The 22,497-nt window shown below is 71.2% G+C and carries 16 protein-coding genes; 12 read left to right on the top strand and 4 right to left on the bottom strand.

Annotated elements, in window-relative coordinates; translation table 11 throughout:
- Positions 1 to 158: 158 nt before the first annotated feature.
- The 4 genes from ureA to ACZ6ZQ_RS14090 all read left to right on the top strand — a co-directional run bounded on the left by ureA (position 159) and on the right by ACZ6ZQ_RS14090 (position 4,510).
- The gene (gene ureA / locus ACZ6ZQ_RS14105) at positions 159 to 965 is read left to right on the top strand and encodes an urease subunit gamma (RefSeq protein WP_469768798.1); all 807 of its coding nucleotides are present in this window, start codon (positions 159 to 161) and stop codon (positions 963 to 965) included.
- Between the two features lie 5 nt (positions 966 to 970).
- Positions 971 to 2,653: an urease subunit alpha gene (locus ACZ6ZQ_RS14100; RefSeq protein ID WP_469768985.1), complete on the top strand. Its 1,683-nt coding sequence runs from the start codon at positions 971 to 973 to the stop codon at positions 2,651 to 2,653.
- Between the two features lie 22 nt (positions 2,654 to 2,675).
- Positions 2,676 to 3,695 (top strand): agmatine deiminase family protein, encoded by a 1,020-nt coding sequence (locus ACZ6ZQ_RS14095; protein ID WP_469768797.1) that lies wholly within the window; start codon positions 2,676 to 2,678, stop codon positions 3,693 to 3,695.
- A gap of 212 nt (positions 3,696 to 3,907) precedes the next feature.
- Positions 3,908 to 4,510 (top strand): TetR/AcrR family transcriptional regulator, encoded by a 603-nt coding sequence (locus tag ACZ6ZQ_RS14090; protein WP_469768796.1) that lies wholly within the window; start codon positions 3,908 to 3,910, stop codon positions 4,508 to 4,510.
- Positions 4,511 to 4,633: 123 nt separating this feature from the next.
- On the opposite strand, the gene ACZ6ZQ_RS14085 is transcribed toward ACZ6ZQ_RS14090, so the two are convergent.
- Positions 4,634 to 5,365, bottom strand: a complete 732-nt coding sequence (locus tag ACZ6ZQ_RS14085) for a hypothetical protein (RefSeq protein WP_469768795.1) — start codon at positions 5,363 to 5,365, stop codon at positions 4,634 to 4,636.
- Positions 5,366 to 5,902: 537 nt separating this feature from the next.
- Between ACZ6ZQ_RS14085 and cimA the strand changes: the two genes are divergently transcribed.
- From cimA to ACZ6ZQ_RS14070, 3 genes are all read left to right on the top strand, one after another.
- The gene (gene cimA, locus ACZ6ZQ_RS14080; RefSeq protein WP_469768794.1) at positions 5,903 to 7,537 is read left to right on the top strand and encodes a citramalate synthase; all 1,635 of its coding nucleotides are present in this window, start codon (positions 5,903 to 5,905) and stop codon (positions 7,535 to 7,537) included.
- A gap of 235 nt (positions 7,538 to 7,772) precedes the next feature.
- Positions 7,773 to 9,107 (top strand): hypothetical protein, encoded by a 1,335-nt coding sequence (locus tag ACZ6ZQ_RS14075; protein WP_469768793.1) that lies wholly within the window; start codon positions 7,773 to 7,775, stop codon positions 9,105 to 9,107.
- Complete coding sequence (locus tag ACZ6ZQ_RS14070) at positions 9,107 to 9,379, top strand: DUF1876 domain-containing protein (protein ID WP_469768792.1); 273 nt, start codon at positions 9,107 to 9,109, stop codon at positions 9,377 to 9,379. Before ACZ6ZQ_RS14075 ends, ACZ6ZQ_RS14070 begins: the two co-directional genes overlap by 1 nt.
- A 176-nt stretch (positions 9,380 to 9,555) precedes the next feature.
- Here the strand turns inward: ACZ6ZQ_RS14070 and ACZ6ZQ_RS14065 are convergent, their stop codons facing one another.
- Positions 9,556 to 10,728 carry a serine hydrolase domain-containing protein gene (locus ACZ6ZQ_RS14065; RefSeq protein WP_469768791.1) on the bottom strand — a complete coding sequence of 391 codons (1,173 nt, stop codon included), beginning with the start codon at positions 10,726 to 10,728 and terminating at the stop codon, positions 9,556 to 9,558.
- Positions 10,729 to 11,005: 277 nt separating this feature from the next.
- Here ACZ6ZQ_RS14065 and ACZ6ZQ_RS14060 point away from each other — a divergent pair, with 277 nt between their 5' ends.
- Complete coding sequence (locus ACZ6ZQ_RS14060) at positions 11,006 to 11,521, top strand: GNAT family N-acetyltransferase (protein WP_469768790.1); 516 nt, start codon at positions 11,006 to 11,008, stop codon at positions 11,519 to 11,521.
- A 199-nt stretch (positions 11,522 to 11,720) separates the two neighbouring features.
- Complete coding sequence (locus tag ACZ6ZQ_RS14055; protein ID WP_469768789.1) at positions 11,721 to 13,292, top strand: carboxylesterase/lipase family protein; 1,572 nt, start codon at positions 11,721 to 11,723, stop codon at positions 13,290 to 13,292.
- 154 nt (positions 13,293 to 13,446) lie between these two features.
- Here the strand turns inward: ACZ6ZQ_RS14055 and ACZ6ZQ_RS14050 are convergent, their stop codons facing one another.
- Together ACZ6ZQ_RS14050 and ACZ6ZQ_RS14045 are read right to left on the bottom strand one after the other, a co-directional pair.
- A complete protein-coding gene (locus tag ACZ6ZQ_RS14050) occupies positions 13,447 to 14,067 on the bottom strand; it encodes a YceI family protein (RefSeq protein ID WP_469768788.1) in 621 nt (206 codons plus the stop codon).
- A gap of 235 nt (positions 14,068 to 14,302) precedes the next feature.
- A complete protein-coding gene (locus ACZ6ZQ_RS14045; RefSeq protein WP_469768787.1) occupies positions 14,303 to 15,520 on the bottom strand; it encodes a glycoside hydrolase family 64 protein in 1,218 nt (405 codons plus the stop codon).
- 224 nt (positions 15,521 to 15,744) lie between these two features.
- On the opposite strand from ACZ6ZQ_RS14045, the gene ACZ6ZQ_RS14040 reads away from it, so the two are divergent.
- The 3 genes from ACZ6ZQ_RS14040 to ACZ6ZQ_RS14030 form a co-directional block, all read left to right on the top strand.
- Positions 15,745 to 19,611, top strand: a complete 3,867-nt coding sequence (locus ACZ6ZQ_RS14040) for an endo-alpha-N-acetylgalactosaminidase family protein (protein ID WP_469768786.1) — start codon at positions 15,745 to 15,747, stop codon at positions 19,609 to 19,611.
- A gap of 186 nt (positions 19,612 to 19,797) precedes the next feature.
- Positions 19,798 to 22,149: a polysaccharide lyase 8 family protein gene (locus ACZ6ZQ_RS14035; RefSeq protein WP_469768785.1), complete on the top strand. Its 2,352-nt coding sequence runs from the start codon at positions 19,798 to 19,800 to the stop codon at positions 22,147 to 22,149.
- Positions 22,150 to 22,303: 154 nt separating this feature from the next.
- The coding region (locus tag ACZ6ZQ_RS14030) for a carboxyl transferase domain-containing protein (protein ID WP_469768784.1) at positions 22,304 to 22,497 on the top strand (194 nt) is incomplete at its 3' end.

Raw genomic sequence — 22,497 nt, 5'->3', positions numbered from 1 at the left:
CTGCTCTATGTGAACCCAGCTTCTGGCTGTCGTCAATGCTTCCAGCAAGGGAAAGTGAGCGTTAGAGTGTCGTTCAAACATCTGGAATCGGATTCAGAGATTCCGGCGCGGTGCACCCATCGGGAGGCCGCGGTGTACGTAAAGGGAGGCATGGTGACGTGCGACTGACCCCGACCGAGCGGGACCGGCTGCTGCTGTTCGGCGCGGCCGAGCTGGCCCGGGCGCGGCGCGCCCGCGGGCTCAGGCTCAATGTCCCCGAGGCGACCGCGCTGATCGCCGACACCGTCTGCGAAGCGGCCCGGGACGGGCGCAGGCTCGCCGAGGCCATCGCAGCGGCCCGCGCCGTCCTCGGCCCCGACGACGTCCTTCCCGGCGTCGCCGACGTGGTCACCGAGGTCCATGTCGAGGCCGTCTTCGACGACGGATCCCGGCTCGCCGTGGTCTCCGACCCCATCGGGGGCGGCGGCCTCGGGGACCAGGCGCCCGGTGCCGTACTGCCCGGACCCGCGGACCCCGAGCCCGAGCCCGCACTGCGCCTGACCGTGCGCAACACCGCGGCCGTGCCCGTCAGCGTCACCTCCCACTTCCACTTCTTCGAGGCCAACCCTCGTCTCGACTTCGACCGGGCAGCGGCCTACGGCATGCGCCTGTGCGTGCCGGCCGGCTCGTCCGTCCGCTTCGACCCGGGCGGCGAGGCGGAGGTGGGCCTCGTGCCCATCGGCGGCGACCGCGTCGCCATCGGTTTCGCGGGCCTGGTCGACGGCCCGCTCGACGCCCCGGGCGCCAGGTCGGAGGCGCTGCGCAGGGCCGCTGCCTGCGGCTACCTCGGTGCCGCCGCTGAAGCCGCTGAAGCCGCTGAAGCCGCTGAAGGGGCCCGCGCAGTCCCGGGTCAGGACCAGATGCCTACGGACGACGGCCAGGCGCCTACGGACCACGGACGTACGCCTACGGAGGAGGACCAGTGACCGGCATCGATCCGCACGAGTACGCGAGCGTTCACGGCCCGCGCGCCGGGGACCGTGTCGTCCTCGGCGACTCCGGCCTCGTCGTCCGCGTCGAGTCCGACTCGCAGAAGCCCGGCGACGAGTTCCTCGCCGGCTTCGGCAAGACCGCCCGCGACGGACTGCACCTCAAGGCCTCCGCCGTCCGCGAGACCTGCGACGTCGTGATCAGCAACGTCCTGGTCATCGACGCCGTTCAGGGCATCCGCAAGGTGTCCGTCGGTATTCGCGAGGGCCGTATCGCCGGAATCGGGCGCGCGGGGAACCCGGACACCCTCGACGGTGTGGACGTCGTCGTCGGCACCGGCACGTCGATCGTCTCCGGCGAGGGCCTCATCGCCACCGCCGGCGCCGTGGACACACACGTCCACCTTCTGTCCCCCCGCATCATGGAAGCCTCCCTCGCATCGGGCGTCACGACGATCATCGGGCAGGAGTTCGGCCCTGTCTGGGGGGTTGGCGTCAACTCGCCATGGGCCCTCAAGCATGCCTTCAACGCCTTCGACGCCTGGCCCGTCAACATCGGCTTCCTGGCCCGTGGCTCGTCCTCCGGCGACGCCCCGCTCGTCGAGGCGCTCGCCGAGGGCGGCGCCTCCGGCTTCAAGGTCCACGAGGACATGGGTGCGCACACCCGCGCCCTCGACACCGCGCTGCGGGTCGCCGAGGAGTACGACGTCCAGGTCGCGCTGCACAGCGACGGCCTCAACGAGTGCCTGTCGGTCGAGGACACCCTGAAGGTCCTCGACGGCCGCACGATCCACGCCTTCCACATCGAAGGCTGCGGCGGCGGACACGTACCGAACGTGCTCAAGATGGCGGGCGTGCCGAACGTCATCGGCTCGTCCACCAACCCGACGCTGCCCTTCGGCCGGGACGCCGTCGCCGAACACTACGGAATGATCGTCTCCGTCCACGACCTCAAGACCGATCTGCCCGGCGACGCCGCCATGGCCCGGGACCGCATCCGCGCCGGCACGATGGGCGCCGAGGACGTGCTGCACGACCTGGGCGCGATCGGCATCACCTCCTCCGACGCCCAGGGCATGGGCCGCGCCGGTGAGACCGTGCGCCGCACCTTCGCCATGGCCGGGAAGATGAAGGCCGAGCTGGGCCCCATGGAGGGCGACGGCGCGCACGACGACAACGCGCGTGTGCTGCGCTACATGGCCAAGCTGACCCTCAACCCCGCGATCGCCCATGGTCTCGCCCACGAGATCGGCTCCATCGAGAACGGCAAGCTCGCCGACATCGTGCTGTGGAAGCCGCAGTTCTTCGGCGCGAAGCCGCAGCTCGTGCTGAAGGCCGGCTTCCCGGCGTACGGAGTCACCGGCGACCCGAACGCGGCGACCGACACCTGCGAACCCCTCGTCCTGGGCCCGCAGATCGGCGCCCACGGCTCGACCCCCGCTGACATCTCCGTGGCGTTCGTGTCCCAGGCCGCCGCGGCTCTCGGCAACGACAAGATGCCCACGCGGCGCCGCCGGGTCGGCGTGCGCGGCACCCGGGGCATCGGCCCCAAGGACCTGCTCCTCAACTCCCGGGTGGGCAGCGTGTCCGTGGACGCGCACAGCGGACTGGTCACCCTCGACGGCGATCCGCTCCGCTCGAACCCGGTCGAGTCCATGTCCCTGAACCGCCTCTACTTCCTCTGATCTCCCTACCCAAGGACCTGCGATGACGTTCCGTATGCCGCCCGAGTGGGCCCCCCACGAGCGCACCTGGATGGCCTGGCCCGGCCCCAACCCGACCTTCACCAACGACGAGGAGCTCGCCGAGGCCCGCGCGGCCTGGGCCGGCGTCGCCCGCGCCGTACGCCGCTTCGAGCCGGTCACCATGGTCGTCGGCCCGGGCCAGAGCAGGGACGCCCGTGAACTGCTCGGCGACGACATCGTCATCGTGGAGCAGGAGCTCGACGACGGGTGGATGCGTGACATCGGCCCCACCTTCGTCACCGACGGCCAGGGCGGCCTCGCGGCCGTCGACTGGGTCTTCAACGGCTGGGGCGGCCAGGACTGGGCGCGCTGGGAGCACGACTCCAAGATCGCCCGCCATGTCGCGGACCTCGTGGACGTCCCCGTCCACTCCTCGGGTCTGGTCAACGAGGGCGGCGCGATCCACGTCGACGGCGAGGGCACCGTCCTGCTGACCGACACCGTCCAGCTGGGTGCGGGCCGCAACCCCGACTGGACCCGTGAGCAGGTCGAGGCCGAGATCCACGCCAAGCTCGGCACCGAGAAGGCGATCTGGCTGCCGCACGGCCTGAGCGGCGACTACGGCATGTACGGCACCCAGGGCCATGTCGACATCGTCGCCGCCTTCGCCGGGCCGGGCGTCGTGGTCGTCCACAGCCAGCAGGACCCGGCCCACCCCGACTACGAGCGCTCGCGGATGTACGTGGACCTCCTCCGCGGCCGGACCGACGCCCGCGGCCGCGCCCTGGAGGTCGTCGAGGTCCCGGCCCCGACCGTCCTCAAGGACGAGGAGGGCGACTGGGTCGACTACTCGTACATCAACCACTACCTGTGCAACGGCGGTGTGGTGCTGTGCGCGTTCGACGACCCGAACGACGAGATCGCGGCCGGCATCTTCCGGCGCCTCTTCCCGGAGCGCACGGTGACGCTGGTGGACGCGCGCGCGATCTTCGCCGGCGGGGGCGGTGTCCACTGCATCACGCAGCAGCAGCCGAAGGTCTGACGGCCCTTGCGCAGGCGCAGCCCCGGGGCCGTGGCGGCGCCTGCGGCGGTGGTCCGGGGTCTCTGCCCCCGGACCACCGCGCCTCGAACGCCGGCGAGGCTCCTTTCGGAGCCCGACCGGCGTTCGAGGACGGACACCCGGGCCAACCGGACGGTCCCGGGCTCGTCGCGGCCCGCCCGCAGGGCGGCACCCGGATCGGGTACAACGTACGGGTGACCGCATCCACCCCCCGCCGCCGCAACACCGCCCCGCCCCGTGAGGAGCTCCTCGCCGCTGCCATGGCCACCATCGCCGAGCGCGGGCTCGACGGGCTCACCATGGCCGGGCTGGGCCGTGAGGTCGGGATGAGCAGCGGCCACCTGCTCTACTACTTCCGCACCAAGGACGAGCTGCTGCTGCAGACCCTGGAGTGGAGCGAGGGCCGCCTCGGCACCGAACGCAGCGCGCTGCTGTCCCGCCAGGCGCCGGCCCGCGAATGCCTCGACGCGTACGTCGACCTCTACGTGCCCGACGGCCCCCGCGACCCGCACTGGACGCTCTGGCTGGAGGTCTGGAACCGCTCGCAGAACGCGGACGACGACGCCCGCGCCCGGCAGGCCGCGATCGAGGGGGCCTGGCACCGTGACCTGGTCGCGCTGCTCGCCGCGGGCATCTCGCGCGGCGAGTTCCGCGCCGTCGACCCGGACCGTTTCGCGGCCCGGCTGCGTGCGCTCCTGGACGGCTTCAGCGTCCATGTGGCGGTCGGCATACCCGGCACGAGCCGCGCCCAGGTCCTGGCCCATGTACGGGAGTTCATCGAGGACGCGCTCCTGTAGCGGCGCCCGAGTGCGACGCACGCACGTACGCCCGCGGGGGAGTACGGGCCGGTGAAGGTCCCGGCCGGGTGCCCCCGACGAGGGCACCCGCGGCCGGTGACCGCCGTGCGCCGTGCACAGCGGTCACCGGGTGGCGATCGCTCCCGACTGCGTCTTGAGGCGCTGTTGCATCTTCTTGAGGGCATCCGTCGCGGTCGTGCGGATCTGCGCCTCCTGCGCCGCCTCCCCGATCACGTAGGAAGCCAGAATGGTGTCGCCCGTCCGCCCTGTGAGGAGGACGTACACGAAGTTCACCTTCGTTCCGTCGTCGGCGACGACCTGTCGTCCCTCCTCGGACACCAGCTCGTCGAGGCCGGGCACGTTCGGAGGGATCGCCTCGCGCACGTTGTTCCAACGGGCCTTTCCGCTGTGCTGGCTCGGACAGCGGTGGATCTCGTCCCGCACGTCACCCAGGTACTGCTCTGCTGTGGCGGCGCGGTTGTACACCCTCACCTCGGACGATCCGGTGAACCCGGTCGTCGGGTTCTGGACGTTGCGCAGCAGGGCGGCCAGCGTGCCGCCCCGACTGAAGCGGCTGGAGTACTCGCAGGTCGGCAGCACCACGGCTTCGGGCGAGGGGTCGGTTTCGTAGGGATCGCCCTGCACATAACCGGGTGCCCAGTCCGCGGGGGTCAGCGCCACCTTCGTCGCGACGGCGTGGGCCGCCGCCACATCGGTCGCCGTATCGGCGGGCGAGGGCGAAGGAGAAGCACTCCCGTCGCCGCCCTTGCCACCCTTGCCGCCACCGCCCTGCAGCACCACGATCAGCACGACCGCGAGTGCCAGCGCCAATGCCGCCCCACTGATGATCAGCACTTGATTCCGGCTGGGGCGCTTGCGGGACGGGCCTTGGCCCGTGAACGGCTGAGGGCGTTCGGGGCCCTGGCCGGACCCGGGTGACGACAGGGGGCCGGACGGCGGTCCTGAAGGGGGCTGTGAACTCACACAGTTCCCCTACCACCGGACACCGGTGCTCTCCGCCCGCCGATCGGGTACAGAGGCCGATCGGGTGCAGAGGCGGTCCGCGGCCGGCCGGCTCCGGCAGCCGGCGCAGCGCGCCCGCATGGTGAGACCGATGTCCATGCGGACGTACGCATGTGGCACACTGCCTCTGTGCTCGCATTCGCCATGATTATCGGCAGCGGCGCGCCGGTCCGCAGTGACCGCTGACCCGTGGACGGCAAACCCCACGACAGCGGCACCGTGCCCCAGACCCGCGCGCAGACCTCTCGCACCCGCGAGGGGTTTTTTCGTTTTACGGCCCCACCCCGGCCGGACGCGAGGCGCGCGAAGATGGGGGCAAGTGGATCCAGACATTCCGGAGCCACTCATCCGACAGGAGTCACCACAGCCATGACCACCGAGGCCACGGACACCGACAGGTACGGCACCGACGACGGCTTCCACGTCTTCGACACCACGCTGCGCGACGGCGCCCAGCGCGAAGGCATCAACCTCACCGTCGCGGACAAGCTGACCATCGCGCGGCACCTGGACGAGTTCGGCGTGGGCTTCATCGAGGGCGGCTGGCCCGGTGCCAACCCCCGGGACACCGAGTTCTTCGCCCGGGCCCGACAGGAGATCGAGCTCAAGAACGCCAAGCTCGTCGCGTTCGGTGCCACCCGCCGGGCCGGCGCCAAGGCTGCCGAGGACCCGCAGGTCAGGGCGCTGCTCGACTCCGGCGCTCCGGTCATCACGCTGGTCGCCAAGTCCCACGACCGCCATGTCGAACTCGCCCTGCGCACCACGCTGGACGAGAACCTGGAGATGGTCCGCGACACCGTCTCCTACCTCCGCTCCCAAGGCCGCAGGGTCTTCGTCGACTGCGAGCACTTCTTCGACGGATACCGGGCCAACCCGGAGTACGCGAAGGCCGTCGTCCGGGCCGCCTCCGAGGCCGGCGCCGATGTCGTCATCCTCTGCGACACCAACGGCGGCATGCTGCCGGCCCAGGTCCAGGCCGTCGTCGCCACCGTGCTCGCCGACACCGGCGCCCGCCTCGGCATCCACGCCCAGGACGACACGGGCTGCGCCGTCGCCAACACCCTCGCCGCCGTCGACGCGGGCGCCACGCATGTCCAGTGCACCGCCAACGGCTACGGCGAGCGTGTCGGCAACGCCAACCTGTTCCCGGTCGTCGCCGCGCTGGAGCTGAAGTACGGCAGGAAGGTGCTGCCCGCGGGCGCCCTCCAGGAGATGACCCGGATCTCGCACGCCATCGCCGAGGTCGTCAACCTCACGCCCTCCACCCATCAGCCGTACGTGGGTGTTTCCGCCTTCGCCCACAAGGCCGGACTCCACGCCTCCGCGATCAAGGTCGACCCGGACCTGTACCAGCACATCGACCCCGAGCAGGTCGGCAACACCATGCGGATGCTCGTCTCCGACATGGCGGGCCGCGCCTCCATCGAACTCAAGGGCAAGGAGCTCGGTGTCGACCTGGGCGGCGACCGTGAGCTCGTCGGCCGTGTCGTCGAGCGGGTCAAGGAGCGCGAGCTCAGGGGCTACACGTACGAGGCCGCCGACGCGTCGTTCGAGCTGCTGCTGCGGCAGGAGCTGCGTGGGGAGGAAGTGGGCCGGCCGCGTACGTACTTCCGTACCGAGTCGTGGCGCGCGATCGTCGAGGACCGTCCCGACGGAACCCATGCCAACGAGGCCACGGTGAAGCTGTGGGCAAAGGGCGAGCGGATCGTCGCGACCGCCGAGGGCAACGGCCCGGTCCACGCCCTCGACCTGGCGATGCGGGTGGGCCTGGAGCGGATCTATCCGCAGCTCGCGAAGCTGGAGCTGGTCGACTACAAGGTCCGAATCCTCGAAGGCCGCCACGGCACCGAGTCCACCACCCGCGTGCTGATCACGACGAGCGACGGCAGCGGCGACTGGTCGACGGTCGGCGTCGCGGACAACGTGATCGCGGCGTCGTGGCAGGCGCTGGAGGACGCGTACACCTACGGACTGCTGCGGGCGGGGGTCGAGCCGGCGGAGTAGGCCCCGCCGGCCCGGACCCCCGGCGTCTCAGTTCTGGAGCCGCCACTTCTGGTTGGCGGCTCCCGCGCGGTCCTGCCGGGCGCCGTGCCCGCGCGCGCCGGGGGCGGACGAGCGGGTGGGCTGCGGACGGAGGTGGTAGTCCGGACGGAGGTCCGCACCGCAGCGGCATGCTCGGGGCCGGGTTCCCGACCAGGAACTATGTCCCATTTCGGGCCGTTCGGGTAGCTTCGATGCTATGAGGACCAGGCCGTTTTCCTTCCTGTCTGCCCTCGCCGGGCTGACGCTCTTCCTGCTGCTGGCCCTGGCTCCTGGCGTGGGCGCCAAGGCCACGGGCATCTCCGACGCGGCCCAAGCCCTGAAGCAGGGTCCGGTCTACGTCGACCCGGGCGCCCGGTCCCAGCTCTCCGAGGCCGACGAGAAGGCCCTCGCGCAGAAGATCGAGGACGCGGACAAACCCGTATTCGTCGCGGTACTGCCCGCAGGATCGCAATTCCCCGCGGACAGCGTCCTGCGCGACCTGCGGACCGCGACCGGGATCACCGGGCTGTACGGAATCCGCCTCGGTGACGGCTTCAACGCGGGCGCGGACCGGGCGGTCATGCCCGCCAACGCCGTGCAGAACATCGTGGCCGGGGTGAAGGCCCCCGGCGTCGACGCCGCCACCCAGCTCAACAACTTCGTCGACCAGGCCCTGCCGACCGTCCGCGGCACTGCCCCGGCCTCCTGGAGCACCGGCGCCGCGAACGACGGCGCCTCCATCGGCTCGCTGATCGCGGTCGGTACCGTCCTCGTCGCGGGCGGCGCGGGCGCGTACGCCGTGGTCCGCCGCAAGCGCCGGCTGCGTGTCGAGGAGGAGCGGGCCGCCCTGGAGAAGCTCCGGGTCGTCGTGGACGAGGACATCACCGCGTACGGCGAGGAGCTCGACAGGCTCGACTTCCACCCGTCCGAGCCGGGCGCCGACGACGCGATGCGCGCCGACTACGAACGAGCCCTGGACTCGTACGACGACGCCAAGAGCGCCATGGCTTCGGCCGAGCGCCCGCACGACGTCCGCCCGGTCACCGAAGCCCTGGAGGAGGGCCGCTTCTCCCTCGCGGTCCTCGCCGCGCGCCGCGAGCACGCCCCGCTCCCGGAGCGCCGCTCGCCCTGCTTCTTCGACCCGCGCCACGGCCCCTCCACGACCGACATGACCTGGACCCCGTCCGGCGGCACCCCCCGCGAGGTGCCGGTCTGCGCCGCCGACGCCACCCGCCTCCAGGAAGGCAAGGACCCGCTCGCCCGCAACGTCGCGACCGAATCCGGCCCTCGCCCCTACTGGGAGGCCGGCCCCGCCTACGGCCCCTGGGCCGGCGGGTACTTCGGCGGCGGCCTGCTGCCCGGCCTGCTGGTGGGCACCCTGCTCGGCAGCGCCCTCTCGACCCCGGCGTACGCAGCTGAGTACGGCGGCGGCGACTTCAGCGGCGGCGACTTCTCCGGCGCCGACTTCAGCTCCTCCGACTTCGGTGGCGGCGGCTTCGGCGGCGGCGACTGGGGCGGCGGAGGCGGCTTCGACGCAGGCGGTGGTTTCTGATGCGCACCAAGAAGTGGAACGTCGAGATCGTCATCACCGAGAGCGACCGGACCACCCAGGCCGAGGCCCGGCTCCGCGGCCAGAACGCCGAACTCTTCGTCGGCGAGGGCACGGCCCACCGCAACCGCACCGACCCGGACGTCCCCCACATCGGCGACGAACTGGCCGTGGCGCGGGCGCTGAGCGGCGTGACCCATGAGCTCCTCCACGAGGCGGCGGCGGAGATCGAGGCGATGACGGGCGACCGGGTGGCACGGCTGCGGGAGGCGTAGCCGAGCGGCCAGGCAACGCGTCGCCGCACAGGGCCACCCGTGCGGCGAGGCGTCTCCCCGGGTCACCCGTGCGGCGAGGCGTCTCCCCGGGTCACCCGTGCGGCGAGGCGTCTCTCCCCGGGCCGTCCGTGCGGCGAGGCGTCGCCGCGTCCTGCGAGGCGGCCGCCGGGTGGCTGTCAGGCGGTCGTGCTCACCGCCTTCGCCGCCCGGATCACGGCTGCCGTCAGACGCTCGTTCTCCGGCGCCGCGCCGCCCGGGTAGGCGAAGCGGCGACGGGTGTAGGCGTAGGCGACGCCGGTCGAGGGGTCGGCCCAGGACTGGGCTCCGGCCGCGCCGCAGTGGCCGATGGCGGCCGGACCGGCGGCCTGGAGTTCGAAGCCGATGCCGAAGTGGTCCTCCCCGCCGGTGACGAGGTCGGTGCCGGCGCTGTGGAGCAGGGCGAACTCGGCTGCCGTGTCCGGCTTCAGCAGCGGCGCCCGGCCGTCCAGCTCGCTGATGACCGCCGCGTACATCCGGGCGACGCCACGCGCGCTCCCGACGCCGCCCGCCGAGGCAGAGCCCAGGGCCTTCACGCGCGGGTGGTTGGCGAACTCCACCAGGTCCATCGGCGGCTGGGTGTGCCAGTTGAAGGCGATGGCCAGCAGGCTGTCCGGGGCCGGCGGGGCCGCCGCCATCTCCGCGGCCTGCTCGGGCGTCGGCAGCATCGGCAGGATCGGGGCGTACCGGGCTTCGAGCGCCTCGGGCAGGCCGAGGTGGAAGTCCAGGCCGTACGGGGCACGGATCCGCTCCTCGTACAGCTCCTGGATCGACCGCCCGGTCGCCCGCCGCACCACCTCGCCGGTCAGCGCGCCGATCACGAACGCGTGGTAGCCGTACGCCGATCCGGGCTCCCAGTACGGCCGCTGCCCCGCCAGCCGCGCGGCGACGAGCCGGTCGTCGGCCAGCTCCTCGATGGTGAACCCCTCGTCGGTGCCGATCAGCCCGGCCTTGTGCGCGAGCAGCTCGCGCAGGGTCAGCCGGTCCTTCCCCTGGGCCGCGAACTCCGGCCAGTACGAGGCCACTTCCCGGTCGAGATCCAGCACGCCGTCCTGTACGAGCAGCGCCACGACCAGATGCGCGGCGCCCTTGGTGATGGAATAGACCCCGCTGAGCGTGTCACCTGTGGTCCCCTCCCCGGCCCACAGGTCGACCGTCAACTGCCCGTCCACGTACGCGACGAGCTGTGCCTCGGGGGAGTGCGCTTCCTCGGCGACGACAGCGGCGAACTCCTCCCGTACGGACTCGAAGCCCGGCGCCGTGGTGCCCTGCACCTGCACCTGCCTGTGTGCCTGTGCTTCCTGTGCTGACATGTGTGCCCCCCTGATGATCGTCTTCGTACGGTCATCAGGAGCCAACTGCGGTGCATCGGGGGGTATTCCGCGCGGCGAGGTGCGGACGCTATTGACACCACGCGAGGTGGCAACTTTAGGTGACGCCGAATGCGCGAAGCGTAGTCGATTTGGCGAGAACCGTTCTTGAGCCGACCGGTGCGTGGCAAAAGACTTCTCGTGTGCCACGGGGAGCAACGCCCGGACCGGGCTTTGCGGCGCACCAACCCGTTTGCCCGCACTGTGAGGAGGCCGTGGCATGCCGGACGCCGGCGCTGGAGGCACCGGACACCCGATCACGCTGATCGACGGTACGACCACTCGGACCCGGGAAGTGACCCCGGCCGACCTGGGACCGATCCAGGAGCTGCACCGTCGATGCTCGTCGTTCAGCCGGGCCTTGCGTTATCACACGGGCAAGCCCGAGCTGTCCCGGGCCGGATGGCGGGTGCTGTCCGACCCGGAGCGCGGCACCACCCTGGTCACCACCACCGCCCAGCACACCGACCGCATCATCGCCATGACCAACGTCATGCGCACGGATCAGCAAGGAGTCGGCGAACTCGCCGTGCTGATCGAGGACGCGTGGCAGTCCAAGGGGCTGGGTACGGGACTCGCCGCACACGCCGCCGATGTGGCCCGCCGGGACGGACACCACACCCTGACGGCGGCGGTCGTTGCGAGCAACACACCGATGCTGCACGTCCTGGAGAGCCTCGACGCGCCGCCCACCTGCGCCGGCGGACCGGTTCTGGACATTCACATTCCGCTGTAGCCGGACCGCCGGAGGATCCTGAAGATCGCCGGGCCGTGGCACCGTGGGAGCCTGTACTGCCCGCCGGAGAGGTCGGCGGCGCGAACAGGGAGGTCTGACCATGGGTGCCTCAGCGACCGGCGGGGCCGATGGGGCCGATGGGACCGGCGGGGCCGACAGGACCGATGGGATCGTTGGAGCCGTCGGGACCGTCGGGACGGTGACCGCCGGGATCGTGACCGTCGGGATCGTCGCGACGGAGAGCGGCCGCGTACGGGGCACGATCGTCGATGGGCTCCGCGTCACGCTCGGGATCCCTTACGCGGCGCCGCCGTTCGGTGCCGCCGGCCGGTTCGGGGCGCCCCGCCCCGCGGCCGCCTGGGACGGTGTGCGGGACTGCACACGTTTCGGGCCGGTCGCGCCGCAGTCCGCGGAGCTGCCCGGTGCCCCGGTCTGGTCTCCGGACCGGGAGGACGTTCTCAGCGTCAACATCTGGTCCCCGGTGGACGCTTCCGGTCCGCTGCCGGTGCTGTTCTGGATTCACGGCGGCGCCTACACCTTCGGGTCGTCGGCCCAGCCCGACTACGACGGATCCGCGTTGGCGCGCGCCGGCCTGGTGGTGGTGACGTGCAACTACCGGCTCGGTTTCGAGGGCTTCGGCCATGTTCCCGGGTTCCCGGACAACCGTGGCCTCCTCGACCAGATCGCCGCGCTGCGCTGGGTCCGGGACAACGTTGCGGCTTTCGGCGGCGACCCGCACAACGTCACCGTGGCCGGGCAGTCCGCCGGGGCGGGTTCGATCGCCTGTCTGATGGCGAGCGAGCGGGCTCGTGGACTGTTCCGGCGGGCCATCGCGCACAGCGTCCCCGACGCCTACTTCCCGCCGGATCTCGCCGCGGGGCTGGCCCGCAAGGTGGCCGGGGCCGCCGGCGTCGCCCCCACCGCGGAGGGACTGCTGTCCGCCACCCCGCAGGCCCTGGTCGACGCGTCGGACCGGGTGGTCGCGGAGTACGCCACGGACCCGGAATCGGGGCCGCTGCACTACGACACCGTCATCTACGGGCCCGTCCTCGACGGGGACGTGCTGCCGGCCGACCCGGTCGAGGCCGTGACCGGGGGCGCGGGGCGGGCGGTGGATCTCCTGGTGTGCCACACCACGGAGGAGTACTGGCTGATGCGCGAGGTGGGCAGCATGCCGCCGGTCACCACCGAGGACGGTCTGGCCCGCTTCGCCGGCGACTTCGGGCTTCCGGCGGAACTCGTCGCCGGCTACCGCGCGCTGATGCCGCACGCGTCGGTCCTGGATGTCTCTCTCGCCATCGCCAGTGATGCGGTCTTCACCACACACAGCGTCCGCCTCGCCGAAGCCCACGCCCACACCCACACCCACGCCCACGCCCACGCCCACGCCGATCCCCACACCGATCCCCACGCCCGGGCTCGCGAGGGCGGACGCACGTACCTGTCCAGGTTCGACCGGCGCCGCACACGAGACGACGGCCGTCCGGTGCGGGCGTGGCATGCCGCGGATGTTCCCTTTGCCTTCGGCACCCTGGACGCGGCGGGGGTCGACTTCCTCACCGGACCCGTCGACGAGGAGGACCGGGAGCTCTCCCGGCGTATGGTCCGCGCCTGGGCCGGATTCGCGGCCACCGGCGATCCGGGCTGGGCCCCGCTCACCAAGCCTTCCGGGGCGGTGCATGTCTGGGGCGTCCCCCGAGACCGTGAAGAGAGTGCCGCCGAGGTCCACGAACTGTGGCGGTCGGTGCGCCCTGCTTCGCTGCGGCTCTGACCTCGTCACCCATGTCGCAGACATGCAGAGCACATGCAGAGCACATGCCGAACATGTGCCGAGCACATGCCGAACCCCCGTCCTCACGGACGGGGGTTCGCCGGCCTCCCTGTGCTGAGTGCGCCGAGGTGCTGACGCGCCGAGGTGCTGAGGGTCAGGCGGCAGCCTTGATCGCGGAGATGTCGAAGTTCAGCTTCACCTTGTCACTGACCATGACACCGCCCGTCTCCAGCGCCGCGTTCCAGGTCAGACCCCAGTCGGAGCGCAGGATCTGGGCGCTGCCCTCGAAGCCGACGCGCTCGTTGCCGTAGACGTCGGTCGCCGTGCCGTTGAACTCCAGGTCGATGGAGAGCGGGCGGGTGACGTCCTTGATGGTGAGGTCGCCGGTGATGCGGTACTTGTCGCCGCCCAGCTGCTCGGCCTTCGTCGAGCGGAAGGACATCAGCGGGAACTTCTCGGCGTCGAAGAAGTCGCCGCTGCGCAGGTGGCCGTCGCGGTCGGCGATCCCGGTGTCGATGCTGGCGATCTTGATGTCGATGACCGCGGCGGATGCGCCCGGGTCGGAGCCGTCCAGGCTCAGCGTGCCCTCGTGCTCACCGAACGTGCCGCGCACATTGGTGACCATCGCGTGACGGACGGTGAAACCGATGCTGCTGTGGGCCGGGTCGATGGTGTATTCGCCGGTCAGCGCGGCGAGAGTGGGGTCGACCGCGGGGGCGGCGGCGCGCACGGCGGTGGCGGTGGCGGTGTCGTTCTTACGGTTGAACAGGCCCATGGCTACTCCTCGAAGGTGGGGGCGAGGCTCCTCGCCATTCGTTGAATCTTCAACGAGACCTACCGTAGACCTATTCCGTTAAGGATTCAACATCTTCGGGGCGGGTTTCGCCGGATTCAATCGAACGGCGCCGGCGCACCTCCGGCGGACGCGCGGCGGCCGCATGGAGAACGGGTGCCCCGGGCCGGCTCGGCCAGGGCACCCGTCACTCGTTACTCGTCGCTCGGCGCCTGCCTCAGGAGCCGACCGTCACCGTGAAGCGCCGCGGATTTCCGTCGTGCGCCGCGCCCGATACGTCGGGCTGCCCGTCGGGGCGCACGTCGTCGTAAGGGAACGCGTAACCGATCGGCGTGTTCGCGTGCACCACACGCGCGAAGTGGTTGGTCACCGGGCCGCGGTAGTAGTCGGCGGAGGTGAGGCCGTTCGGCTGGTCCGGGTGCGTCAGCATGATGCTGCGGTTGAACCCGGCGGCGAGGCGGGCCAGCAGGCCCTTCTTGTCGTCCGGGTCGCCCGGGTCGTTGGCGAAGGGCCCGTGGTTGCAGGTGAAGATGTCCTTCGAGGTGGGCCTGGTGAAGGTGTGGCCACCGGTGAAGGTGAGGATGTCGCCGCTGACCCGCCCGGTGCGCACACCGCGCCCGCCCTGGAGATCGATCCGCAGGTCGGTGCTGCGGTACTTCTGCCAGACCTGGTCGATGTAGCTGTCGAAGTGGTTCCGGAAGGGCATCTCGGACGGCCGGTCGAAGTACGGCGCCATCAGGTTCTGGGGCGAGATCACCCGGAGCACACCGCCGCCGGAGCCGCGGATCACCAGCTTGTCCCAGGGCTGCCCGTCCGTGCCGGCCTGTGCGGTGAGACCGTCGGCGATGCGCTGGAGCGCGCCGGACGGCAGCGGGGCGACGGTGTGCGTCGCGTCGCCGGTGAGCGTGATGCCGATGGGCAGAGCGGTCAGCAGGTCGACATAGCTGAGGTTGGCGAACAACTGCTGCGGGTCGAAGGTGAACTCGCAGAACGACCAGGTGCGGCCGTAGTTGGGATCGGTGGGCGTCGCGAAGGCCGGCTCCACGAGCGCGGGTCCGGGGTTCAGGAAGAAAGCCAGCTTGTCGTCGCGCACGAAGTAGACGCGGGCGCCGAACATCTGAGGAAGAGTCAGGACCACCGGCCCGGAGCCGGCGGGCCGCAGCGGAATCGCGCAGTCGACCGGGAGTGGGGTCTGCGGCGCGGACGGGGACTCGGGGCGGTACACGCCGCCGTCCGGGCGCAGCAGGATCCATCGGCCGGTGCTCTGCTCGTGGCCGGTGACATAGGCGTGCACCGTGCCCGGCAAGGAGCGGTTCTCCAGGGCGAGTTCACAGGTGGGGGGAGCTGCTGAAGCGCGGCTGCCGAGCGGCAGCGCCATGGCGGAGACGGCTGCCGCGGCGGCGGTGCCGGTGAGGAAGAGGCGTCGTGAGATCACGAAAGCACTCCTGGGGTGGGGGATGTGGGGGTGCGCTCCACTCTCGTAGCGCGCGCAGAAGGCGTCAATACTTGTGACTGAGAGCGCTCTCGGGATCTTTCCGCGTTCAGAAGTCGGCCCCACGGGAGCCGACTTGGACTTACGGAACAGGGTTGTTGGACTGGCCGTGCCGCTCCCGTACGACTTCGTTGACGGTGCCGACGCGCCCCGGCTACCCAGTCCCCATGTCGCTCACCACAGGACCCCGCAGCCGCACCGCGTGCGTGGTCGCCGCCGCCACGGCCGTCGTCGTATCGCTGGCGGGCCTCGCCTACGCGGCCGGGCCCGCGCCCGCCGCCCCGGACGTCGCCGCGCCCGCCGCCCCGGGAGCCGCCGCCGTCCTCACCTCCGGACAGCTCGCCGTCGCCGTCGCCGACGACTTCCCGCGCGTCCTCTCGTACACCGACCGCGCCACCGGTGCCCGCCTGCTCGGCAGTACGAGCCCCGTCACGGAGGTCACCCTCAACGGCACCGCGCACCCCGTGAAGGCGAAAGCCGCACCCGTCGTCCAGGGCGCGATCGCCGCGTACACGCTGACCTTCCCCGGTCTCCCGGGCGTCGAGATCGACGCGACGCTCTCGGTGTCCGGCCGCGCCACCACGTTCAAGGTGACGGCGGTACGGGACACCGAGACGTTCCGGGTCGGGACCATCGACATCGCCGGGCACGACCTGGTCTCGGTCGGGAGCACGGAGGCCGGAGCCGCGACCGCGTTCACCCGGCTCGATCCCGACTCGACGAAGACCGCCGACGTCTTCGCCCAGGTCACCGACGCGACCCCGGCCGGGACCGCGCCGGTCGGGGCCTCGTACGCCCTGGTCAACACGGGCTCCCTCGCCGCGGCCGTCGAGTCGAACTCCAGCTACGACAAGCCCTCCGGTGCCACCGGTGGCGACGACGCCCGCTTCTGGCACCAGGCCCGCAAGGCGGACGACGGGTCCGTACGGGTCGGGGTGTGGTCGGGGCAGTGGACATACCGGGGAGCCGGCGCGCCGCAGCCCGAGAGCGGGGCGAACCTGCCCTGGGCCAAGGTCGTCGTCACCCCCGACGCCAACGCCGACGGGAAGACGGACTGGCAGGACGGCGCCCTCGCCTTCCGCACGATCGGGGTCAAGGCGCCCGGCAGCGACGAGACCCCCGACCGGGTCGTCACCCACATTCCGTTCAACTTCGCCAGCCAGGCCACCCACCCCTTCCTGCGCACCCTCGACGACGTCAAGCGGATCTCGCTCGCGACCGACGGGCTCGGGCAGCTGGCGGTGCTCAAGGGATACGGCTCCGAGGGGCACGACTCCGCCCACCCCGACTACGGCGGCAACTACAACAAGCGCGCCGGCGGGCTCCAGGACCTCAACAAGCTGCTGAAGGCGGGAAAGGAGTGGGGCGCCACCTTCGGCGTGCACGTCAACGCCACCGAGTCGTACCCCGAGGCCAAGAACTTCAGCGAGACCCTCGTCGACAAGACCAAACCCGGCTGGAACTGGCTCAATCAGAGCTATTACATCGACCAGCGGCGCGACATCAACAGCGGTGATCTCGCCCGCAGATTCCAGCAGCTGCGCGACGAGACCGACCGCAATCTGAGCTTCCTGTACATCGACGTCTACTACTCGCACGGCTGGATCGCCGACAGGACCGTGCAGGCCGTGCAGCGACAGGGCTGGAACGTCGGTACCGAATGGTCCGACAAGTTCGAGCGCGCCTCGCTCTGGTCGCACTGGGCCAACGACCTGGACTACGGCGGCGCCACCAACAAGGGACTCAACTCCCAGATCATCCGGTTCATCCGGAACGGCGAGAAGGACATCTGGAACAACCACCCGGTGCTCGGCCAGACCGCCCTGGAGGACTTCGAGGGCTGGACCGGCGAGACCGACTGGAACGCCTTCTACACGAACATCTGGCAGCGGAACCTGCCCGCGAAGTTCCTGCAGCAGGAGAAGATCACCCGCTGGAACGGAAACGAGATCGCGTTCACGGGCGGGCTGCGCGGAACGGTCGAGGACGGCCGCCGTACGTTCTACGACGACGGCCGCAAGGTCCTCGACGGTGACCGCTATCTGCTGCCGTGGGACGGCGGCATGAAGCTGTACCACTACAACAAGACGGGTGGCAGCAGCAGTTGGGCCGTTCCGGGCACCAGTGCCTACACCGTGTACAGGCTCACCGACAACGGCCGGGTGAAGACCGGGACCGTGCGGCCCGTCGACGGGAAGATCACCCTCACCGCGGACGCCGGGCAGCCGTACGTCCTCCACCCGGACCGCGCACGCGCGCCGCAGGACCCGCGGTGGGGTGAGGGCGGCAAGGTCAAGGACCCCGGCTTCAACGACGCACGGCTCGGGTCCTGGACGAAGACCGGCACGGTCGCACGCGACACCGACGACCAGGGGAGGAGCAGCGCCGAGCTGACCGGCACCGCCGCGGCCTCGCTCGCGCAGCGGATCACCGGCCTCACGGCGGCCAAGCGGTACACCGCCTCGGCATGGATCGAGGTCGAGCCGGGGGCCTCGCGCCGTACGGTCCTCTCCGCCGGCGGACGGTCCGTCACCGTCGAACGATCCACCGCCAGGAACCAGGTCGCGGCCTCCGACTGGCACTCCACCTCCTTCCAGCGCGCCAAGGTGAACTTCACGGCCCCGGCCGACGGTGCGGTGACCCTCCGGATCGACGCCGCACAGGGACCGTCGGCCGCGGTACGGGTCGACGACGTACGCCTGGTGCAGAACGCGCCCGCGGTCAGGGACGGCACGGTCGTGTACGAGGACTTCGAAGCCGTCGACCAGGGCTGGGGACCGTTCCTCAAGGGCGACGCGGGGGGCGTGACGGACCCGCGCACCCATGTGAGCCAGTTGCACGCGCCGTACACGCAGGCCGGGTGGAACGGCAAGCTCGTCGACGACGTGCTCGGCGGGGCGGAGTCCCTGAAGGCGCACGACGAGAACAGCGGACTGGTGTACCGGACCGCACCGTGGACCGTGCCGATGAAGGACGGGCACAGCTACCGGGTCGAGTACGACTACCAGTCGAGCCACGCGGGTGCGTACGAGTGGGTCACGGGCTACGACCGGAGTACCGGCGGCTCGGTGGAGACCCGCCGTACCCCGATCGGCGCCCAGCGGACCACCGGGCACTTCACCGAGACCGTCACGGCGGGCTGCGGGGACACCTGGACCGGGCTGCGGAAGCGTGCCGACGCTCCGGAAGGGGCGGACTTCGTGCTCGACGGCTTCACCGTGACCGACCTCGGGCAGGCCCCGGCCCGGTCCGCATGCGGGACGCTCAGCGTGGCCGCGGCCGCCGAGACGCTGGAACCGGGGCGTGGGAACGAGGTCAAGGCCGTCTTCACGAACGACGAGGCGACGGCCGCGACCGGGGTGACGGTGAGCCTGGCGCTGCCCCAGGGATGGGCGGCCGAGCCCGCGGGCCCTGTCGCCTTCGAGTCGGTCGCGCCGGGGGACAAGGCCACCGCCACCTGGCAGGTGACGCCGCCCGTGGCCGCCGAGTACAAGGCGTACGAGATCGGCGCGTCGGCCACGTACACCGTCGCCGGCGGGAGCCGCACGCTCGGCGCGGGGACGAGCGTACGGACCCTGCCGCCGCCGCCCACCGCGGACGCGTGGGCGAGCGATCTGGACTGGACGTCCGCCGAGAACGGCTGGGGTCCGGTCGAGCGCGATCTCTCCAACGGTGAGACGGGCACCGGCGACGGCAGCCCGATGAGGATCGGGGGAGTGGCGTACGCGAAGGGCCTCGGGACACATGCCCCGGCGAAGGTCCGCTACTACCTGGGCGGCCGGTGCACCTCGTTCACCGCGGAGGTGGGTGTCGACGACGTCCAGACGTCGCGCGGCAGCGTGCAGTTCGCCGTCGTGGCGGACGGCGCGGAGAAGGTGAAGTCGCCGGTGCTGCGGGCGGCGGACGCGGCGTGGCAGCTGACCGCGGAGCTCACCGGCGCCCAGTATGTCGATCTGACCGTCACCGACGGCGGCGACGGGAACGGCAACGACCACGCGGACTGGGGCAACGCGCGGTTCCACTGCGGAGGCTGACGACCGGCCGGGGTGCGGGGTGCGACGACGGCACCTCGCACCCCGGACCGCCGAGCGGGCGTGGCATGCCGTTCCGTGTCGGGGCACCCGGGGTGTCCGCCCTCGAACGCCGGGCAGGCTTCAAAGGCGCGCCCGCACAGTTCAGTTCACCCGAGCCGGTCCACGCCACCCCTTCTGGAGGCTTTCGTGGTGCTGCTGTCCGCCTGGTCCCGACGTGCCTTCCTGCTCGCCTTCGGCGCAAGCGCTCTCACCCTGGCGCAGCACACGCGCGCCACGGCCGCCCCCGCCGACGACGAGTACGCCACGCTGCGCCGGCGCTGGCTGGAGATCCAGCTCGGCACCGGCTTCGACCCGGCCACCGAGCCCTACGCCACCCGGCTCGCCGAGACCGGCCGACTCGCCCGCACCGTCCGCGCGTCCATGGCCCCCGCCGACGACTCCCTCTGGCCCGGCCTCCGCTTCGACCCGCCGTCCGGCATCACCAGCAGCTACAGCCGGCTGTGGACCATGACCCAGGCCTACCGCCAGCCGGGCACCGGCCTCACCGGGGACGAGACGCTGCTCGCCGACGTCATCCGGGGGCTCGACCATCTCTCCGCGCGGATCTACAACCCCTCCACCACCCGCTACGGCAACTGGTGGGAGTGGCAGATCGGCAGCCCCCGCCTCCTCATGGACATCGTCGCCGCCCTCCACGACAAGCTCACCGACGCCCGGCGCCAGGCGGCGTGCGCCGCCGTCGACCATTTCATCCCGGACTCGATGCTGGGCTCGTACACGGGGACGAGCACCGGCGCCAACCGCGTCGACCTGTGCCGGTCCGTCGTCCTGCGCGGCATCCTCGGCGCCGCACCCGCCAAGATCGAGCTCGCCCGCGACGCGCTCTCGCCCGTCTTCCCGTACGTCACCAAGGGCGACGGCCTCTACGCCGACGGCTCGTTCGTCCAGCACACCTGGGTCGCGTACTCGGGTACGTACGGACAGGTCATGCTCGACGGGCTCGGCCGGCTCTTCGCCCTCCTCGCGGGCTCCACCTGGGACGTCACCGACCCGAACCGGCAGATCATCCTCGACAGCGTCGAGAACGCCTACGCCCCGCTGATCTACAACGGGCTGATGATGGACAGCGTCAACGGCCGGGCCATCAGCCGCGGCCTGCTCGCCGGCGACGCCCGCAAGGTCATGCGCAGCGACCACTTCCACGGCCAGGGCCTGATCGCGGCGATCGCGCTGCTCGCGGGCGGCGCCTCCACCGCCGAGCGGACCCGCTGGCAGTCCATGATCAAGGGCTGGATCGAGCGGGACACCGTCACTCCGGTCCTGACCGGCAAGCAGTTCGGCGTGGCCGATCTGGCCCGGTTGCACGCGGTCGCGGAGGCGCCCGTACCGGCCGCACCCGAGCCCGTCGCGCACAAGCTGTTCGCCTCCATGGACCGGGCCGTGCACCGGCGCCCCGACTGGGCCGCGAACATCTCGATGGCGTCGGAGCGGATCTCGTCCTACGAGTGCGGCAACGGCGAGAACCCGCGCGGCTGGCACACCGGCGCCGGAATGCTCTACTGGTGGCCCGGCAGGGACCACGGCGACCAGTACACCGACTGGTTCTGGCCGACCGTCGACTGGTACCGGCTGCCGGGGACAACCGTGTCGACAAAGCGGCTCGCCGACAAAGAGGGCGGCGAGTGGGGTGAGCCGAAGCCCGCCGTGAAGTGGGTCGGCGGGGCGACCGACGGCGAGTACGCCGCCGTCGGCCAGCATCTCAAGGGGCTCGGCTCGACGCTGGAAGCGCGCAAGTCGTGGTTCTGCGCCGACGACGCGGTCATCTGTCTCGGGGCCGGCATCACCAGTACCGACGGCGTACCCGTCGAGACGATCGTCGACAACCGCAACCTCGGAGCGGGCACGACGGCCGCGACGGCCGCCTTCACCGTCGGCCGCCGGTCCCGCTGGGCCCACCTCGAAGGCCACGGCGGCTGGATCTTCCCCGGCGGGACCGCCTCGCTGCGCACCCTGCGCGAGGCCCGCACCGGAGCCTGGAGGGACATCAACACCACCAGCACCACGGAACGGCGGACCCGTCACTACCAGACCCTGTGGCTCGACCACGGGACCGATCCGGTGAACTGTTCCTATGTGTATGTCCTGATGCCCGGGGCCTCCCGGCGGACCATCGCGGCCCGTGCCGCCGACCTCCGGTGGCTGGAGGTCCTCGACAACTCCGCGGTGTGCCAGTCCGTCTCCGTGCGCGCCCTCGGCCTCACCGCCGCGAACTTCTGGCAGGCCGGTACGGTGGGTGCGCTCACTGTCACCGCTCCGGCGAGCGTGCTGGTGCGCCGGCGCGACCGGACCGCTGCGATCCGCATCGCTGAACCCATGCGTTCCGGGCAGCCCCTGGAGCTGACCTGGGACCGGCCGGTCCGCCGGGTCGTCCGTCACGATCCGTCCGTCGAGGTGCTCGCCACCGGGCGTACGCTGCGGCTTCGGGTCACTCCGGGCACGTCTGGAGCCGTACATGGCTGTGAGATGACCACCGGTTGACGTTCTTGTTGGATACCGACAATTCGATGCGGTCTCCAACTGGCACTTCGCCTGCAGTACGGAAAGGTTCTGTTCGGGGCTGACAGCAGAACCGGCGCGAGACTGTACGAAGTCAACGGCAGGTTTTTTATAGTCGGCTCCGTAGGGTTCGTACATGACCGTTTTGGACGAGACCGCAGGCGAGCCGACAGACGCACGAGGGCGAGTGGCCGAGCTGCACGCCCTTCGTGAGCAGGCGCGGCGCGGGCCCAGCGACCGTGCGACCGAGGCGCAGCATGCCAAGGGCAAGCTGACCGCGCGTGAGCGGATCGAGCTGTTGCTGGATGCGGGGTCGTTCCGGGAGGTCGA

It is taken from the genome of Streptomyces sp. NPDC053673, assembly GCF_055585225.1.
Note: the sequence above shows the minus strand (reverse complement) of the source record. Positions and strands in the feature narration are given on the sequence as shown.

What these genes read in the sequence shown, in the direction of transcription:
- ACZ6ZQ_RS14095 (WP_469768797.1), top strand. Translation starts at nt 2,676, where the DNA reads ATGACGTTCCGTATGCCGCCCGAGTGGGCCCCCCACGAGCGCACCTGG.
- cimA (WP_469768794.1), top strand. Translation starts at nt 5,903, where the DNA reads ATGACCACCGAGGCCACGGACACCGACAGGTACGGCACCGACGACGGC.
- ACZ6ZQ_RS14075 (WP_469768793.1), top strand. Translation starts at nt 7,773, where the DNA reads ATGAGGACCAGGCCGTTTTCCTTCCTGTCTGCCCTCGCCGGGCTGACG.
- ACZ6ZQ_RS14070 (WP_469768792.1), top strand. Translation starts at nt 9,107, where the DNA reads ATGCGCACCAAGAAGTGGAACGTCGAGATCGTCATCACCGAGAGCGAC.
- ACZ6ZQ_RS14065 (WP_469768791.1), bottom strand. Translation starts at nt 10,728, where the DNA reads ATGTCAGCACAGGAAGCACAGGCACACAGGCAGGTGCAGGTGCAGGGC.
- ACZ6ZQ_RS14060 (WP_469768790.1), top strand. Translation starts at nt 11,006, where the DNA reads ATGCCGGACGCCGGCGCTGGAGGCACCGGACACCCGATCACGCTGATC.
- ACZ6ZQ_RS14050 (WP_469768788.1), bottom strand. Translation starts at nt 14,067, where the DNA reads ATGGGCCTGTTCAACCGTAAGAACGACACCGCCACCGCCACCGCCGTG.
- ACZ6ZQ_RS14040 (WP_469768786.1), top strand. Translation starts at nt 15,745, where the DNA reads ATGTCGCTCACCACAGGACCCCGCAGCCGCACCGCGTGCGTGGTCGCC.